This window comes from Streptomyces sp. NPDC037203 (assembly GCF_055605065.1).
The window spans coordinates 35,519-51,824 of the sequence record NZ_JBVJUC010000013.1 but is presented as its reverse complement, the minus strand read 5'-3'; the positions used below and the strand labels follow the sequence as shown (position 1 = coordinate 51,824).

Genomic DNA, 16,306 nt, shown 5'->3' with positions numbered 1-16,306 from the left:
CCGCCGGGCCCATCGATGGACGGGCCGCCGTGTGAATCCAGAGTGGCGCGTTCCGCGGAAAATTGAACTTGCGTTTCACAGAGTGAGACGTGAGTATCGTTGCATGGACAACAGTAGCGGCGTCGGCGTTCTGGACAAGGCGGCCCTCGTCCTGAGCGCTCTGGAGTCCGGTCCGGCCACCCTCGCGGGTCTGGTCGGGGCCACCGGACTGGCACGACCCACGGCCCACCGCCTGGCCGTGGCCCTGGAACACCACCGCATGGTGGCGCGCGACATGCAGGGCCGGTTCATCCTCGGCCCGCGCCTCGCGGAGCTGGCCGCGGCGGCGGGCGAGGACCGCCTGCTGGCGACGGCGGGCCCGGTGCTCACCCACCTGCGCGATGTCACCGGCGAGAGCGCGCAGCTCTACCGGCGCCAGGGTGACATGCGGATCTGCGTGGCCGCGGCGGAGCGGCTGTCCGGCCTGCGGGACACCGTCCCGGTCGGCTCCACGCTCACGATGAAGGCCGGCTCCTCGGCACAGATCCTGCTGGCTTGGGAGGAGCCCGAGCGGCTGCACCGCGGACTCCAGGGCGCCCGCTTCACGGCGACGGCCCTGTCGGGCGTGCGGCGCCGCGGCTGGGCCCAGTCCATCGGCGAGCGCGAACCGGGCGTCGCGTCCGTCTCGGCGCCCGTGCGCGGCCCCTCCAACCGCGTGGTGGCCGCCGTCTCCGTCTCGGGCCCCATCGAGCGCCTGACGCGCCACCCGGGCCGTATGCACGCCCAGGCCGTCATCGACGCCGCCACCCGCCTCTCCGAGGCCCTGCGCCGCACGGGCTGACAGCGACCGGTACGCCCCCGCCGGCCGGGAGCCGCCTCAACGCCGCGGCGCTCCCGACCCGCGGGGGCGCAGCCGCCCACCGCACCGCCCCTCAGGCGATCTTCTCCCCGGACCCCGCCGGCCCGGCCGTCTCCCCCGAGCGATAGGCGAACCGATCCTTCGCGTACCGCCCGCGCGCGGCGAGCGGCACCTGTCCGTGCGCCGCCGCCAGGCCGAAGGGCGGCATGTCGGCGTAGATCGCCTCGTACGACCCCTGCGGCACCACGTACGCCTCGTGCCAGATGCCGACCTCGCCGCGCAGCTTCCCCGCCCGCTCCATGCGGTTCAGCCGCGCCCAGACCTCGTGGTGGAAGGCGTCGGGCGCCGTGGCGTAGGCGTACAGCTTCTCCTTGGACTCCCAGTACTGCACGACGTAGTACGTCCGCGGGGACGCCGTGAGCAGGATCTTCTCCCGGAGCCCCCGCTCCGGGTGCCGGGCCAGTTCGCGCAGCATGCGGAGCATCGCCAGCATCACCGGCACCCACCGGTGCACCGCCAGGAAGCGGTTGACGCGCATGCCGATCAGCAGGACGACGACATCGCCCTGCGCGTCGGCGGTCGTACGGGACACCATGGCTTCCCCCTTCATCGCGTGTTTGGATAGTGCTCCTATCCAAGGAAAGGCGCAAGACATGCGGCTGGCCGAACTGAGCCGACGCAGTGGTGTCCCCACCGCGACGATCAAGTACTACCTGCGCGAGGGCCTGTTGCCGCCGGGCCGGCAGCTCAACGCGACCACGGCGGAGTACGACGAGGGACATCTGCGCCGGCTGCGGCTGGTGCGGGCGATGGTGCAGGTCGGCAGGCTGCCGGTGGCGAAGGTGCGCGAGGTCCTCGGGCACGTGGACGACGAGTCCCTGGGCAGCACGATCCGGCTGGGCGCCGCGCTGTGGGCGCTGCCGCAGGTGCCGGAGCCGGACGAGGACGACGCCTGGGTGCGGTCCGCGCGCCAGGAGGTCGAGGCGCTGCTCGGCCGGCTGGGCTGGGAGAACGCGATGCGGGTTTCGACGATCTCCCCCGCGTACCGCTCGCTGGTGGTGGCGGTGGCCGCGTTCCGCCGGCTCGGCTACGAGTGGGGGGCCGAACAGCTCGCGCCGTACGCGGAGTTGATGTACCGCACGGCCGTACGTGACCTGGACAACATGGAGACGCTGCCGCCGGGGGCGGAGCGGGTCGAGTTCGCGGTCCTCGGGGCGATCCTCAACGAGCCGGCGCTGCGCGCGCTGCACCGGCTCGCCCAGGAGGAGGAGACGGCCCGGCGGTACGGCTTCGAGTGAGCGGGCGCCGGGAACGGCGAAGGCCCCCCGCCGAAGCGGAGGGCCTTCGTTCTGTACCCCCGACCGGATTCGAACCGGCGCTACCGCCTTGAGAGGGCGGCGTGCTAGGCCGCTACACAACGGGGGCGTGGACCCTGCGTTTCCGCAGGTCCGAGCTGGTCTACCTGGACTCGAACCAAGACTAACTGAACCAGAATCAGTCGTGCTGCCAATTACACCATAGACCAATGATGGTTTAGACCAGTCGTACCCCCGACCGGATTCGAACCGGCGCTACCGCCTTGAGAGGGCGGCGTGCTAGGCCGCTACACAACGGGGGCCCTAGCGATCCCGACAAGATCAGGATCAGTACCCCCGACCGGATTCGAACCGGCGCTACTGCCTTGAGAGGGCAGCGTGCTAGGCCGCTACACAACGGGGGCTTTGCAGATAAGCTCTGCGAGCTGGCCTACCTGGACTCGAACCAAGACTAACTGAACCAGAATCAGTCGTGCTGCCAATTACACCATAGGCCACAGGAACTCAACCCCCTGAAGGGCTTTCGTTCTCGTTTCGCTCCTCGGGGTTCCGGCCTTTCGGCCCGTTCCCCTCGGCGCAGGAAGAACATTACCCGAAGGTGGACGGGGCTCCAAAACGAGTATCCGAGCGCAGCAGCGCCGGAAGTTCGGACAGGCTCGCGATGCGGTGCGCGACGGCGCCCCCGGCGTCTCGCGCGGGGGCCGTGCCGCGGTCGATCCACACGGACAGCAGCCCGGCCTCGGCGGCGCCCCGCCCGTCGATCTCCGGATGGTCGCCGACGTACGCGACCTCGTGCGGGGCGAGGGACAGCGCCTCGCAGGCGGCCAGGAAGGCGCCGGGGCGCGGTTTGGAGACGCCCAGCTCGGCGGCGCACAGCACGGCTTCGAAGCGGTCCAGCAGGCCGAGGACGCGAAGCTTGCGCTCCTGCACGGTGATGCTGGAGTTGGAGAGCACCGCGTGCCGGTGGGTGGGCGCGAGCGCCTCCAAGGCGGGCAGCACGTCCGGGAACAGCCCCCAGGCGGCCTCGTAGTGACCCACGTAACGCTGGAACCAGGCCTCCGCCTCGGCGTCGTCCATCTCCGCCTCGACGAACGCCCGTACCCGGTCGCGGCGCTGCTCCTCGAAACCGCATTCCCCCGCCGCGTACCGCGCCCACTGCCGGTCGGTGATCTCCCGCCACCGGCTCAGCGCGTCCTCCACCACGCCGTAGCGCCCGAGCAGCCCCTCGGCGACGAGGTGCGCCCGCATCCCGTTCCGGTCGGCGGTGGTGTAGTCGAAGAGGGTGTCGTCCACGTCCCAGACCACGGCTTGGATGCTCACGGTCCGAAGGTAACGCCGGAGCGGGGCGAACGGCCCGGAACGCGGGATTCCGGGCTCCGTGCCGAACGTGAACGGGGGCGGCGCCCGGAGTTCCGGGTGCCGCCCCCATCGGGTGTGCCGGGCCTTACGCGGTGAGCCTCGTCAGGGCCGCGTCGATGCGGGCCAGGGTCGGCTCCTTGCCCAGGATCTCCAGGGACTCGAACAGCGGGAGGCCGACGGTGCGGCCGGTGACGGCGACGCGCACCGGGGCCTGCGCCTTGCCGAGCTTGAGGCCGTGGGCCTCGCCGGCGGCCAGGACGGCCTCCTTGAGGGACTCGGCCGACGTCCAGTCCGCGGACTCGAGCTTCTCGCGGGCCGTGCGCAGCAGGGCGTCGCTGCCCTCCTTCATCGCCTTCGCCCAGGACGCCTCGTCGTGGACCGGCTCCGGCAGGAACAGGAAGTCGACGTTCTCGGTGATCTCGGAGAGCACCTTCAGGCGGGTCTGGGCGTGCGGCGCGATGGCCTGCCACTTGGCCTCGTCGAACGCCTCCGGCGCCCAGGGGGCGACCGGGGCCTTCAGCCAGGGGCGGCAGCGCTCGGTGAAATCCTTCACATCCAGCATGCGGATGTGGTCGGCGTTGATCGCCTCGCACTTCTTCAGGTCGAAGCGCGCCGGGTTCGGGTTCACATCGGAGATCTCGAAGGCCGCGACCATCTCCTCGATCGTGAAGATGTCCTTGTCCGCGGAGAGCGACCAGCCCAGCAGGGAGAGGTAGTTGAGCAGCCCCTCGGGCAGGAAGCCGCGCTCGCGGTAGAGGTTCAGCGAGGACTGCGGGTCGCGCTTGGAGAGCTTCTTGTTGCCCTCGCCCATCACGTACGGCAGGTGGCCGAAGGCGGGGGTCTGCTTGGCGATGCCCAGCTCGGTCAGCGCCTTGTACAGCGCGATCTGGCGCGGGGTGGAGGAGAGCAGGTCCTCGCCGCGCAGCACGTGCGTGATCTCCATCAGCGCGTCGTCGACGGGGTTGACCAGCGTGTACAGCGGGGCGCCGTTGGCGCGCACGATGCCGTAGTCCGGGACGTTCTCCGGGGTGAAGGTCAGCTCGCCGCGCACCAGGTCGTCGAAGGTGATCGTCTCGTCGGGCATCCGGAACCGGACGATCGGCTGCCGGCCCTCGGCCCGGTACCGCTCGACCTGCTCGGCGGACAGGTCGCGGCAGTGGCCGTCGTAACCGGAGGGCTTGCCGGCGGCGCGGGCGGCCTCGCGGCGGGTGTCCAGCTCCTCCTGGGAGCAGTAGCAGTGGTAGGCGTACCCGCCGTCGAGGAGCTTGCGCGCGACGTCGGCGTAGATGTCCATGCGCTGCGACTGCCGGTACGGCGCGTGCGGACCGCCGATCTCGGGGCCCTCGTCCCAGTCGAAGCCGAGCCAGCGCATCGCGTCGAGCAGCTGGTTGTACGACTCCTCGGAGTCGCGGGCCGCGTCGGTGTCCTCGATGCGGAAGACCAGGGTGCCCTGGTGGTGCCGGGCGAACGCCCAGTTGAACAGGGCGGTGCGAACCAGGCCCACGTGGGGGTTACCGGTGGGCGACGGGCAGAATCGGACGCGGACGGGAGACGGAGAGCCGGGTGCGCTAGCCACGCTTGACAACCTTGTTGGTGAGAGTGCCGATGCCTTCGATGGTGACGGCGACGTCGTCGCCGACGTTCAGGGGGCCGACCCCCGCGGGGGTGCCGGTGAGGACGACGTCGCCGGGCAGCAGCGTCATCGCCTCGGTGATGTTGACGATGAGGTCCTCGATGGGGTGGATCATCTCGCTGGTGCGGCCGAGCTGGCGCTGCTCGCCGTTGACGGTGAGCTGCACGGTGAGGTCGTTGGCCCGCGCGAGGTCGATGTCCGTCTCCACCCAGGGGCCGAGCGGGCAGGAGCTGTCGAAGCCCTTGGCCCGCGCCCACTGCTTCTCGCGGCGCTGGACGTCGCGGGCGGTGACGTCGTTGGCGCAGGTGTAGCCGAAGATCACGTCCTTGACCCGCTCGCGGGGCACCTCGCGGCACATGCGGCCGATGACGACGGCCAGCTCGGCCTCGTGGTGCAGTTCCTCGGAGAAGGAGGGGTAGTGGATCTCGTCTCCGGGGCCGATCACCGAGGTGGACGGCTTGAAGAAGGCGAACGGGGCCTCGGGCACCTCGTGGCCCAGCTCCCGCGCGTGCTCGGCGTAGTTGCGGCCGAACGCCACGACCTTGTTGGGGAGGACCGGCGGGAGCAGCCTGACCTTGCTCAGCGGCACCTTCGTCCCGGACAGCTCGTGGTCGGCGAAGGGGATGCCCTTGATGATGTCGAGGACGAGTTCGTCCTCCTTGTCGCCCTCGACCGCGCCGAAGGCTACGTTCCCGTCGATGGAGAACCTGGCGATGCGCACGGGTGCTTGCGCCCCTCACTGAGAACCGGCGTACTGACGCCCAAGGTTAACCGGTCGGGCGGCCCGATGTTCGGCCGGGAGGGCATGGCGAGGGCTTTTTCCGGGGCCGTAATGCGCTTAAGGGGAATTCCCGTTTCCGGTGTTTTCAGGGGCGCCGACGCCAGGATCTCGGACATCCCTCACCCCTGTGAACTGCACTGATGGCCTCCGCCCTGCCTGAGCTCCGGGGGGTGGGAAGGCTACGGCGACGTCCGTCGCCGCCCCCGAAAAACGCGGAGGCGCGAATGCGCGGGAAAACATGTGCGGCCCGCCGCCCCGAGCCGCCGAAAAGAGAGCGCGGCCCGGAAGATCATCGCCGTCGGACGATCTTCCGGGCCGCGCTCGGAGCTCCCGCGGTCGCTTCGGCGGTCACTCGCCGGCGTTCACCGCCGCGGTCTCGGGCAGGTCCATGAGGATGGTGCGCCGGGGGTTGGCCGTCTGGGCGGGGAGTTCGACGGACTGCTCCGGCAGCGCGGGCGTCTGCAGCTCGCCGGCGTCCTCGAGGTGCGCCAGGGTCGTGCGTCGCGGGTTGGCTATCTTGCGGAACATCATCGTCGTCTTCACGGTTGTCGGCGTCCTAGTCCTGTGTCGGCGGGTGACGGTACGGGGCGACAGATACGTCCCTCATGTAAAGCGTCAGGCTAAACATCCGATTCCCTGACCAACTCGCCAACCAGCCCTGATGGTTGTGTGATTTTGCTCACCAACAAGGGGACAAATGGGTCAATTCCGGCCGACAATCCGCGCCAACGAAACGGACATTGAGGGTGGGAAGCCCCCATTCCGCTGCCGATCATGGCGACTGGGACACGTGCCACCGGGCGACGACTCGCAGGGATACGTCCGTTATGGATGAGATCGACTTCCACGACTGGTGACCCGACATGCACGCCCTGTCACGGTTGTCACAGCTCGGCACGCGGCCCTTGTTGGAGATCCGCCACTGTGCTGGAATTCCACGGACCGCCGCAGGATCGAGCCGGCGCAGGGGGCGCGACGCAGCGCCGAGTGGCGGCGAGACAAGGGGGAAACCAGCGCCGGTCACTCCAGACCACCGGGGGGCGTTTTCAGGGCGCCTTCCACGACGCCGACACCGTGTTCGTCCGCTCGCGCGGCCGGACGCCTGGTCCAGAGGTTGCGACGCTAGTGCAGGGACGTTTCAAGAGGGATGGCAGCGCTTCGGCGGAGCCGGAGCCGCACGACGGGACTGGCCCCATGAAGGGCAGCTCCTCTCCCCAGCACGCCCAGAGCCCGGGCCCCACCCCGCCCGGTGAGGGCCCCGAGCGCGCACGCCCCGGCGCGTCGGCCGCCTCCTCCCCCAAGGGCGCCGCCGGCAAGGGCTCCTCCGGCAAGGGCTCCGCGAAGTCCGCGGGCGCCGCGCCGTCCGCGAAACCCGCACCGGCCGCGAAGTCGGCGGCGGGGGCCACCGGTTCCGGCTCCCGCATGGCGCTGCGCAACTGGCGCATCTCGACCCGTCTGGTCTCGCTGCTCGCGCTCCCCGTGGTCGCGGCGACCTCGCTGGGCGCGCTGCGCATCGACGAGAACCTGAACGACATCCAGCAGCTCGACAACATGAAGCTGCTGACGGACATGACCAAGCAGGCCACCGAGCTGGCCGCCGCGCTCCAGGAGGAACGCGACCAGTCCGCCGGCCCCCTCTCGCACGGCCTCAGCGCGAGCGACTACACGGTCAAGGGCTACCAGCAGAAGACCGACCGGGCCCGCGCCAACTTCCTCGACGCCTCCGAGCAGATCGACGAGGCCAGCAAGAACGGCCAGCTCCAGGGCGTGCGCGACGCGCTCGTCGGCCTGGCCAACCAGCTGGACGACCTGGCGAAGATCCGCCGGTCCGCCTACCAGTCCAAGGAGAACTCGACTCAGACCATCGAGTCGTACCACCGGCTGATCACCCAGCTGATCGACCTCTCCCAGGACATGGCCGAGGCGTCCAGCAACCCCGAGATGATCTCGCGCACCCGCGCCCTGGCGGCGTTCTCCACCGCCAAGGAGTACGCGTCCGTGCAGCGTGCGACCATCGCCGCGGCGCTGCCCTCGACCACCACCAGCAAGGCCGACCTCTCGGAGAACGACCGCCTGTACGGCGAGTCGGCGTACGAGAGCGAGAACTCCGAACTGGCGATCTTCCGCAAGATCTACGCGAGCCAGAACGCGGAGGAGCTGCTCAAGCCGATCGACGGCGGCAACAACCCGACGATCGAGTCCGCGGACACCTACGCCAAGCGCGCCTTCGCGCAGCGCGGCGGCCTGTCCGACCTGCCCCCGCGCTCCTACCGCGACTGGGTGGACGACAGCTCGACCAAGATCGAGCAGATGAAGAAGATCGAGCACACCCTGCTCGAGGACATGGAGCAGAAGGCGCGCGAGCTCAAGAGCGCCACCCAGCGCGACGCCATCATCTCCGGTGTGCTGATCCTGCTGGTGCTCGGCGTCTCGCTGGTCGGCGCGTTCGTCGTGGCCCGCTCCATGATCCGCTCGCTGCGCCGGCTCCAGGAGACCGCCACCACGGTCGCCCAGGAACGCCTGCCCGAACTGGTCAAGCAGCTCTCCGAGTCCGACCCGCAGGACGTGGACACCTCCGTGGAGTCGGTCGGTGTGCACTCCCGCGACGAGATCGGCCAGGTGGCCGCGGCCTTCGACGACGTGCACCGCGAGGCGGTCCGCCTCGCCGCCGAGCAGGCCCTGCTGCGGGGCAACGTCAACGCGATGTTCACCAACCTCTCGCGCCGCTCCCAAGGTCTGATCCAGCGCCAGCTGTCGCTCATCTCCGAACTGGAGTCCCGCGAGGCCGACCCGGACCAGCTGTCCTCGCTGTTCAAGCTGGACCACCTCGCCACCCGTATGCGCCGTAACGGCGAGAACCTCCTCGTCCTCGCCGGTGAGGAGCCGGGCCGCCGCTGGACGCGGCCGGTGCCGCTGGTCGACGTGCTGCGCGCCGCCGCCTCCGAGGTGGAGCAGTACGAACGCATCGAGCTGGCCTCCGTGCCGACGACCGAGGTCGCCGGCCGGGTCGTCAACGACCTCGTGCACCTGCTCGCCGAGCTGCTGGAGAACGCCACCTCGTTCTCCTCCCCGCAGACCAAGGTCAAGGTCACCGGTCACGCGCTGCCCGACGGCCGGGTGCTGATCGAGATCCACGACACCGGTATCGGCCTCTCCCCCGAGGACCTCGCGGCGATCAACGAGCGGCTGGCCTCGCCGCCCACCGTGGACGTCTCCGTCTCCCGCCGCATGGGCCTGTTCGTGGTCGGCCGGCTCTCGCAGCGGCACGGCATCCGCATCCAGCTGCGCCCCTCCGACTCCGGTGGCACGACCGCGCTGGTCATGCTGCCCGTGGACGTCGCCCAGGGCGGCAAGAAGGCTCCCGGCAAGCCCGGCGGCCCCGGCGCGGTCGGCGGTCCGGCCGCGGCGCAGGCGGCAGCGGGCGCCGCGGCGGCCCGCCGCGGCGGCGCCGGTGCCGGTGCTCCCGGCGGTGGTCTGCTCGGCGGCGGCTCGCGCGGCCAGGTCGGCGCGGGGCAGGGTCCCCGAGCCGCGCTGCCCGGCGCGGGCCAGGGCCAGGGCGGTCGTCCCGGCGGACCCGGTGGTGCGCGCGGTCCGCAGCGCGGCGGCCCCGGTGCCCCCGGTGCCCCCGGTGCCCCCGGTGCCCCCGGTGGTCCCGGTGCCCCCGGCGGCTTCGGTGCGCAGGCGCCGAACGCCCCGCAGAACCTCCAGGCCGCGAACCCGGCCAACCCGCAGGGGCTCCAGGCCGCGAACCCGGCCGGCCCCCAGCAGGACCTGTTCGGCGGGCGCGGCTCCCAGCGCGACACCGGCGGCGGCGCCGACCAGGGCCGCCAGCCCCAGCTGCCGCCGCGCGGCGGCCCGCGGGCCGAGCTGCCCGGCGGCGACTCCCGGCGCGGCCAGGACTGGAGCAACGGCCGGGCCTCCCTCGACACTCCGCGCGGCCACGACGAGCAGGACCCGGCGGGCACCGCGCAGATGCCGGCGATCGACGACCGGCAGGGGCCCGGTTCGACCGCGCAGATGCCGCGGATAGATCCGCTCGCTCCCGCCCCCACCGGCGACTTCGGCCGACCCGAGCTGCCCGGTTCGAGGGGCGCGGACCAGTACGGCCGTACGGAACCCGCCCAGCAGACCGGCCAGTTCGCCCGGCCGGACACCACGGGCCAGTACCAGCGGCCCGACGCCGGCCAGCACACCGGTCAGTTCCAGCGGCCCGAAATCCCGCAGAACACCGGCCAGTTCGCGAGCCCCGACACCACGGGCCAGTACCAGCGGCCCGAAACCCCGCAGGACACCGGTCAGTTCCAGCGGCCCGACGCGTCGCAGCACACCGGCCGGTTCCCCCAGGCGGACGCGGGCCGGCACACCGGGCAGCACACGGGCCAGTTCCCGCAGGCCGAACTCCCGCAGCAGACCGGGCAGTTCCCGAGCCCCGACGCCGCCCAGCAGACCGGCCAGTTCCCGGTGCCGGGGCAGTACGACGCCCCCGCCGGGCAGCAGGAGAACGGCTCGTTCGTGCGCCCGGACGTCTTCGGGACGCCGGCCCGGCCGCAGGAGCCCGCCCAGGACACCGGCCAGTACGCGGCGCCGGGTGGCTACGACGGCGGCACCGGACAGCACGCGCTGCCCGGCCGCCCCGGCCCGGCGCACACCGGGCAGTTCGAGCGCCCGCAGCCGCCGGCCCGTGACGACTTCGGCGCCCCGCGCCCGCCGGCCCCGCAGCAGGCGCCGGCCCACCAGGAGCGCCCGGTGCGCGAACCGGAGGCGCTGCCCCCGGCCAGCGGTCCCGGTGACGGCCGTACCCCGCTGTTCGACACGCTGGAGACCAACTGGTTCCACGGCGCGGCCGGGCAGCAGGGCCAGCAGGGCCAGCAGCAGAGCGCGCCCGCCGAGCAGCAGCCGCAGCCCGCACCGCGCGAGGCGGCCACCACCGGCTCGTGGCGTGCCTCGCCGAACGACGAACTCGTGCGGCAGGCCGAGCGGGTGCGGCAGCCCGCCGCGGGCGGCATCACCACGTCCGGCCTGCCGCGCCGGGTGCCCAGGGCGAACCTCGTGCCGGGCACGGCTCAGCAGCAACAGCACCAAGCTGGTCCGCAGGTCTCCCGTGCGCCCGACGACGTACGCGGCCGGCTGACCAATCTCCGTCGGGGCATCGCACAGGGCCGTCAGGCCGGCAGCGGCCAGACCGGCAGCTACCCGAGCCCCACTCACCAGCAGGAGCGTTAGTTGAGTCCGATGAGCCAGGCGGCACAGAACCTGAACTGGTTGATCACCAACTTCGTGGACAACACCCCCGGTGTGTCCCACACGGTGGTGGTCTCCGCCGACGGTCTGCTGCTGGCGATGTCCGAGGGCTTCCCGCGGGACCGCGCCGACCAGCTCGCCGCGGTCGCCTCCGGCCTGACCTCGCTGACGGCCGGGGCCTCCCGGATCTTCGAGGGCGGCACGGTGGCCCAGACGGTCGTGGAGATGGAGCGGGGGTTCCTCTTCCTGATGTCCGTCTCGGACGGGTCCTCCCTCGCGGTGCTGGCGCACCCCGAGTGCGACATCGGCCTGGTCGGCTACGAGATGGCACTGCTCGTCGACCGCGCGGGGGCGGTACTCACCCCGGACCTGCGCGCCGAACTACAGGGCAGTCTGCTCCACTGACCGGCCCCGGCACCACACACCTCACCAAAACACCGTCCGGCCGCCACAAACCCCCCACCGGCCCCGTCAGACGGCTTGACTGACCGACTTGCTGTCCCGCCCGGAGGATCCATGACCCCGCCCACCGCCCATCACGATCCGTATGCGGAACCGTACGGGGACGAGGGCGACCAGCCGCTGGTGCGGCCGTACGCCATGACCGGCGGCCGCACCCGGCCGCGCTACCAGCTCGCCATCGAGGCGCTGATCAGCACCACGGCCGACCCCGCCGCCCTCATGGGGCTGCTTCCCGAGCACCAGCGGATCTGCCACCTGTGCCGCGAGGTCAAGTCGGTGGCCGAGGTCTCTGCGCTGCTGAACATGCCGCTGGGCGTGGCCCGGATCCTGGTCGCCGACCTGGCCGAGGCCGGCCTGGTCGCCATCCACCAGCCGGGCGGGGACGAGAACAACGGCGGCGCTCCGGACGTGACGCTGCTCGAAAGGGTGCTCAGTGGACTTCGCAAGCTCTGACGCGGGACGGGCCACCACCTCGGCGAAGATCGTGGTGGCGGGCGGCTTCGGCGTGGGCAAGACCACGTTCGTCGGCGCCGTCTCGGAGATCAACCCGCTGCGCACGGAGGCCGTGATGACCTCGGCCTCGGCCGGCATCGACGACCTCACCCACACCGGGGACAAGACCACCACCACGGTGGCCATGGACTTCGGCCGCATCACCCTGGACCAGGACCTCATCCTGTACCTCTTCGGTACGCCGGGTCAGGACCGCTTCTGGTTCATGTGGGACGACCTCGTCCGCGGCGCCATCGGCGCGGTGGTCCTCGTCGACACCCGGAGGCTCGCCGACTGCTTCCCGGCTGTCGACTACTTCGAGAACAGCGGGCTGCCCTTCGTCATCGCCCTCAACGGCTTCGACGGCCACCAGCCCTACACGCCGGACGAGGTGCGCGAGGCGCTGCAGATCGGTCCCGACACCCCGATCATCACCACCGACGCCCGGCACCGGGCCGACGCCAAGAGCGCTCTGATCACGCTGGTCGAGCACGCGCTGATGGCACGGCTGCGGTAACCGGTCCGGTAGCACTCAAGTGCGACGCCCCGTACGGAAGTTGCCGTACGGGGACGCGCGGGGCCCGGCGGGGCCCACTGTGGCCTTTGACACGGTGGGCCGCGGTGTTCATAACAGTTCGGCAGAGGAATCGTCCGGAGCCGCCACGCGACGCGGTCGGCCGGTGCCGCTGCGCGCACGACCGCCCCGCCTTTTGGCGGGGCTCGCTCTTTATGACCGTTTTATCTCTCGCTTACAGCCGAACGGTCACAAGGTTTCCACTGTTTGGAAGTGCGCTGGTCCACGTGCTGGAATGCCTGAACTGCCCCATGGTCCCTGACGTACTGCGTCGTCGTCGGCCGAACGGGCTCTGAGAGACTGCGGCACGACGTAGGTGCCGACCGCCGAGAGGTTGTTGGTCGAGTGAGGCGAAGCAAGAACGGTCCCGAGCCGTCGGCGCGGGGCAACTTCACCCCGCCGCCGCGCGCCGCGGCGCCCGCCCCGGTGTCCGGTGCGGAGCCGGCGGACACTCCCGCGCCCGGCGGCGGCCGTTTCTCCCCGCGCAACTGGCGGGTACCCACCCGGCTGAACGCGATCCTGCTCATACCCGCGGCCGTCGGCCTCGTCATGGGCGGCTTCCAGGTGAACAACTCGATCGACACCTGGCAGCAGGCCCGTGACGCCGAGAACACCGCCCGGCTGGTGCGCGCGGCCCTCGTCTACGCGGACGCCGTGGAGAACGAGCGCGACATCACCGCCGAGCCGCTCCTGCTGAACAAGAAGGACAGCAAGAGCAAGGCGACGATCGAGGACGCGCGCAAGGCCACCGACGAGGCCGCCGCCGGCTTCACCGAGGCGACGAAAAGCATGCCGCACACGCCCGGTCTGGTGCGCCGGCTGAAGCTGTTCCGCAAGGCCGAGCCCGAGCTGCAGGTCCTGCGCAAGACCGCCTACACCTCCAAGCTCACCGGCGTGCAGACGGAGGAGGCGTACGTCGAGGTCGCCCACCCGCTGATGGAGTTCGCCAACGAGCTCGGCCTGGGCACCGGCAACATCACCTCGTACGGCCGTACCGTCTACGCCATGTCGCTGACCAAGGCGGCGCTGTCGCTGGAGCGGTCCATCGGCATGCACCTGCTGGTCAAGCCGGGTCCGGACGCGCCGAACCTGTCCACCCAGCGGGTCTCCCTGGCGTCGTACGCCTACCTCGAGCGCATCGCCATCGAGGAGTACCAGGGCGGTGGCACCGCGCAGGACTCGCAGGTGCTGGCCGACGCGCAGAAGAAGGTCGCGGCGGACGCCAAGGCCGAGGCCGCGCAGGCCAGGCAGGACGACCCGAACTACGTGCCGCCGCCGAGCAACCCCAACACCATGGTCTCGGCGCTGGCCACCATGAAGGACACCAGCCAGGCCACCCGTGACGCGCTCGCCGCGAACGGCGTCAGCGCCCAGAACTGGTTCGCGGTCAACACGCTGAAGTACAAGGCGTACCGCAAGATCGAGTCGGACATGGCCGACAAGGCCGTGAACGAGGCGTCCGGCATCGCCGACGACGCCCGCACCTCCGCGATCATCACCGGCACCATCGTGGTACTCGCCCTGCTGCTCGCCTTCCTCCTGGCCGGCGCGGTGGCCCGGCAGATGAGCCGGGCCATGCGCCAGCTGCGCAACGCGGCCTTCGGCGTCGCCGAGCAGCGCCTGCCGATGCTGGTCGACCAGCTCTCGCGCACCGACCCCGGCCGGGTCGACACCCGTGTCGCCCCGATCCCGATCCACACCAAGGACGAGATCGGCGAGGTCGCCCGCGCCTTCGACCAGGTGCACCGCGAGGCGGTCCGGCTCGCCGCCGAGCAGGCCCTGCTGCGGGGCAACATCAACGCGATCTTCACCAACCTGTCGCGCCGCAACCAGTCGCTGATCGAGGGCCAGTTGACCCTGATCACCGACCTGGAGAACAACGAGGCCGACCCGGACCAGCTGGAGAACCTCTTCAAGCTGGACCACCTGGCCACCCGTATGCGCCGCAACGGCGAGAACCTCCTGGTCCTCGCCGGCGAGGAGCCCGGCCGCCGCTGGGACCAGCCGGTCCCGCTGGTCGACGTGCTGCGCGCCGCCTCCTCCGAGGTGGAGCAGTACGAGCGCATCGAGCTGTCCGGCGTCCCCGAAGCCGAGATCCACGGCCGCGCCGTCACCGACCTGGTGCACCTGCTGGCCGAGCTGCTGGAGAACGCCACCACGTTCTCCTCGCCGCAGACCAAGGTCAAGGTCACGGCGACCCGGCTGCCCGACGGCCGGGTCATGATCGAGATCCACGACAAGGGCATCGGCCTGACCGCCGAGGACTTCGCGGACATCAACCACAAGCTGGCCAACCCGCCGACCGTGGACGCCGCGATCTCCCAGCGCATGGGCCTGTTCGTGGTCGGCCGGCTGTCCGACCGGCACGGCATCCGGGTCCAGCTGCGCCCCTCGGGCGAGCAGGCCGGCACCACCTCCCTGGTCATGCTGCCGGACGCGATCACGCACGGCGGTGGCGGCGACTCGGCGCTGGACCGCGAGGAGTTCACGGTCTCGCAGATCATCCCGGAGCAGCAGTTCCAGGCGCAGCACCCGGAGGCGCAGCCGCTGCGCACCGCCGCCGAACTCGGCTTCGACGACAGCCAGTACACCGAGGTCCCCGACGACATCCGCGAACTGGACCCGGTCGGACGCTCCCTGCTCCGCGAGGGGCGCCGGGCGGCGCTGGAGGCGCAGGCCAACGGCCAGCCGCAGCCGGAGGAGCCGCGCCAGGACACCGGCGAGACCTACGCCGAGCCGCTGTTCGAGGGGCAGCACACCGGATACCCGGAGCAGCCGCGGCAGCCGCGGCAGCCGTACGAGGAGACCGCGTACCAGAGGACTCCGCATCAGGAGACTCCGTACCAGGAGACTCCGTACCAGGAGGCCGGCTACCAGGAGCAGGGGTACCAGGAGCCGTACGCGGAGACGCCGTCCGCCTCCTACGAGCGGTCGTACGACGGGCAGTTCTACCCCCAGGGCGGTGAACTGCCGGGCACGGAGGGCTACCCGGCGGCCGGCGGTTACCCGCAGAACGGCTATGCGGAGCCCGCCTACCAGGGCGACTGGCAGCAGCAGGACGGCTACCAGAACGGCTACCCGGCCCATTACGCTCCGGAAACGGAATCCGCGCCGGCCGACGCGGGTGAGCAGAACCGCGTAGGCTTCGAGGGTCCCGAAACGGTCGCTCCCGCCGCGCACGCGCTGACCGACGCCGGGCTGCCCCGCCGGGGTTCCGTCGCGAACGGCTCCGACGGTGCGGCCCCCGCACAGCAGGAGCCGCCGGCCGCCGCACCGGGGAACGACGGTGACGACGACTGGCGCTCGGCCAACGACGAGCGCTGGCAGCAGGCTTCGCAGCTGCGCAAGCCCAAGGCAGGCGGGGTCACCGCCTCCGGGCTGCCGCGGCGGGTACCCAAGGCCAACCTGGTCGAGGGCAGCGCCGAATCGACCCCCCAGGGAGGCCCCCAGGTCTCCCGCGCTCCGGAGGACGTCCGGGGCAGGCTGAGCAACCTGCGCCGGGGCGTCCAGCGCGGACGCAGCGCAGGCAGTGAAACGAACGGCCAGGCCACTGGGAATCACCACAGTGGTCCTGACAGCACCTACAACCAGGAGCGTTAGTGTGAGCCCG

12 protein-coding genes and 5 tRNA genes are annotated in these 16,306 nt (G+C 71.2%); 7 read left to right on the top strand and 10 right to left on the bottom strand.

Annotated features, from left to right (window positions below; translation table 11 throughout):
• Positions 1 to 103: 103 nt before the first annotated feature.
• Positions 104 to 820: an IclR family transcriptional regulator NdgR gene (gene ndgR / locus ACZ7EC_RS28535; RefSeq protein WP_046427375.1), complete on the top strand. Its 717-nt coding sequence runs from the start codon at positions 104 to 106 to the stop codon at positions 818 to 820.
• Between the two features lie 91 nt (positions 821 to 911).
• Here ndgR and ACZ7EC_RS28530 read toward each other — a convergent pair whose 3' ends face one another.
• Complete coding sequence (locus tag ACZ7EC_RS28530) at positions 912 to 1,433, bottom strand: DUF4188 domain-containing protein (protein WP_471067030.1); 522 nt, start codon at positions 1,431 to 1,433, stop codon at positions 912 to 914.
• A 58-nt stretch (positions 1,434 to 1,491) separates the two neighbouring features.
• Between ACZ7EC_RS28530 and ACZ7EC_RS28525 the strand changes: the two genes are divergently transcribed.
• Positions 1,492 to 2,136, top strand: a complete 645-nt coding sequence (locus ACZ7EC_RS28525) for a MerR family transcriptional regulator (protein WP_471067029.1) — start codon at positions 1,492 to 1,494, stop codon at positions 2,134 to 2,136.
• 54 nt (positions 2,137 to 2,190) lie between these two features.
• Here ACZ7EC_RS28525 and ACZ7EC_RS28520 read toward each other — a convergent pair.
• The 9 genes from ACZ7EC_RS28520 to ACZ7EC_RS28480 all read right to left on the bottom strand — a co-directional run bounded on the left by ACZ7EC_RS28520 (position 2,191) and on the right by ACZ7EC_RS28480 (position 6,470).
• Positions 2,191 to 2,263: transfer RNA gene (locus ACZ7EC_RS28520), tRNA-Glu, on the bottom strand.
• A gap of 28 nt (positions 2,264 to 2,291) precedes the next feature.
• Positions 2,292 to 2,363: transfer RNA gene (locus tag ACZ7EC_RS28515), tRNA-Gln, on the bottom strand.
• A gap of 20 nt (positions 2,364 to 2,383) precedes the next feature.
• A tRNA-Glu gene (locus tag ACZ7EC_RS28510) sits at positions 2,384 to 2,456 on the bottom strand.
• A 29-nt stretch (positions 2,457 to 2,485) separates the two neighbouring features.
• Positions 2,486 to 2,558 (bottom strand) — tRNA-Glu (locus tag ACZ7EC_RS28505).
• 21 nt (positions 2,559 to 2,579) lie between these two features.
• A tRNA-Gln gene (locus tag ACZ7EC_RS28500) sits at positions 2,580 to 2,651 on the bottom strand.
• A gap of 91 nt (positions 2,652 to 2,742) precedes the next feature.
• On the bottom strand, positions 2,743 to 3,474 hold the full coding sequence (locus tag ACZ7EC_RS28495) for an HAD family hydrolase (protein WP_471067027.1): 732 nt from the start codon (positions 3,472 to 3,474) through the stop codon (positions 2,743 to 2,745).
• A 124-nt stretch (positions 3,475 to 3,598) separates the two neighbouring features.
• Positions 3,599 to 5,089, bottom strand: coding sequence for a glutamate--tRNA ligase (gene gltX / locus ACZ7EC_RS28490; protein ID WP_471067025.1), 1,491 nt, complete (start codon positions 5,087 to 5,089; stop codon positions 3,599 to 3,601).
• Positions 5,082 to 5,867, bottom strand: coding sequence for a fumarylacetoacetate hydrolase family protein (locus tag ACZ7EC_RS28485; protein ID WP_471067023.1), 786 nt, complete (start codon positions 5,865 to 5,867; stop codon positions 5,082 to 5,084). Before ACZ7EC_RS28485 ends, gltX begins: the two co-directional genes overlap by 8 nt.
• 408 nt (positions 5,868 to 6,275) lie before the next feature.
• Positions 6,276 to 6,470 (bottom strand): hypothetical protein, encoded by a 195-nt coding sequence (locus ACZ7EC_RS28480; RefSeq protein WP_471067021.1) that lies wholly within the window; start codon positions 6,468 to 6,470, stop codon positions 6,276 to 6,278.
• A 582-nt stretch (positions 6,471 to 7,052) separates the two neighbouring features.
• On the opposite strand from ACZ7EC_RS28480, the gene ACZ7EC_RS28475 reads away from it, so the two are divergent.
• The 5 genes from ACZ7EC_RS28475 (at position 7,053) to ACZ7EC_RS28455 (ending at position 16,296) form a co-directional block, all read left to right on the top strand.
• Positions 7,053 to 11,150, top strand: a complete 4,098-nt coding sequence (locus tag ACZ7EC_RS28475; protein WP_471067019.1) for a sensor histidine kinase — start codon at positions 7,053 to 7,055, stop codon at positions 11,148 to 11,150.
• Between the two features lie 9 nt (positions 11,151 to 11,159).
• Complete coding sequence (locus ACZ7EC_RS28470) at positions 11,160 to 11,573, top strand: roadblock/LC7 domain-containing protein (RefSeq protein ID WP_023546525.1); 414 nt, start codon at positions 11,160 to 11,162, stop codon at positions 11,571 to 11,573.
• 111 nt (positions 11,574 to 11,684) lie between these two features.
• The gene (locus tag ACZ7EC_RS28465) at positions 11,685 to 12,083 is read left to right on the top strand and encodes a DUF742 domain-containing protein (RefSeq protein ID WP_037654659.1); all 399 of its coding nucleotides are present in this window, start codon (positions 11,685 to 11,687) and stop codon (positions 12,081 to 12,083) included.
• Positions 12,064 to 12,639: a GTP-binding protein gene (locus ACZ7EC_RS28460; RefSeq protein ID WP_085566720.1), complete on the top strand. Its 576-nt coding sequence runs from the start codon at positions 12,064 to 12,066 to the stop codon at positions 12,637 to 12,639. The genes ACZ7EC_RS28465 and ACZ7EC_RS28460 overlap by 20 nt, the downstream gene beginning before the upstream one ends.
• A gap of 402 nt (positions 12,640 to 13,041) precedes the next feature.
• A complete protein-coding gene (locus ACZ7EC_RS28455) occupies positions 13,042 to 16,296 on the top strand; it encodes a nitrate- and nitrite sensing domain-containing protein (RefSeq protein ID WP_471067016.1) in 3,255 nt (1,084 codons plus the stop codon).
• The last annotated feature ends 10 nt before the right edge of the window (positions 16,297 to 16,306 follow it).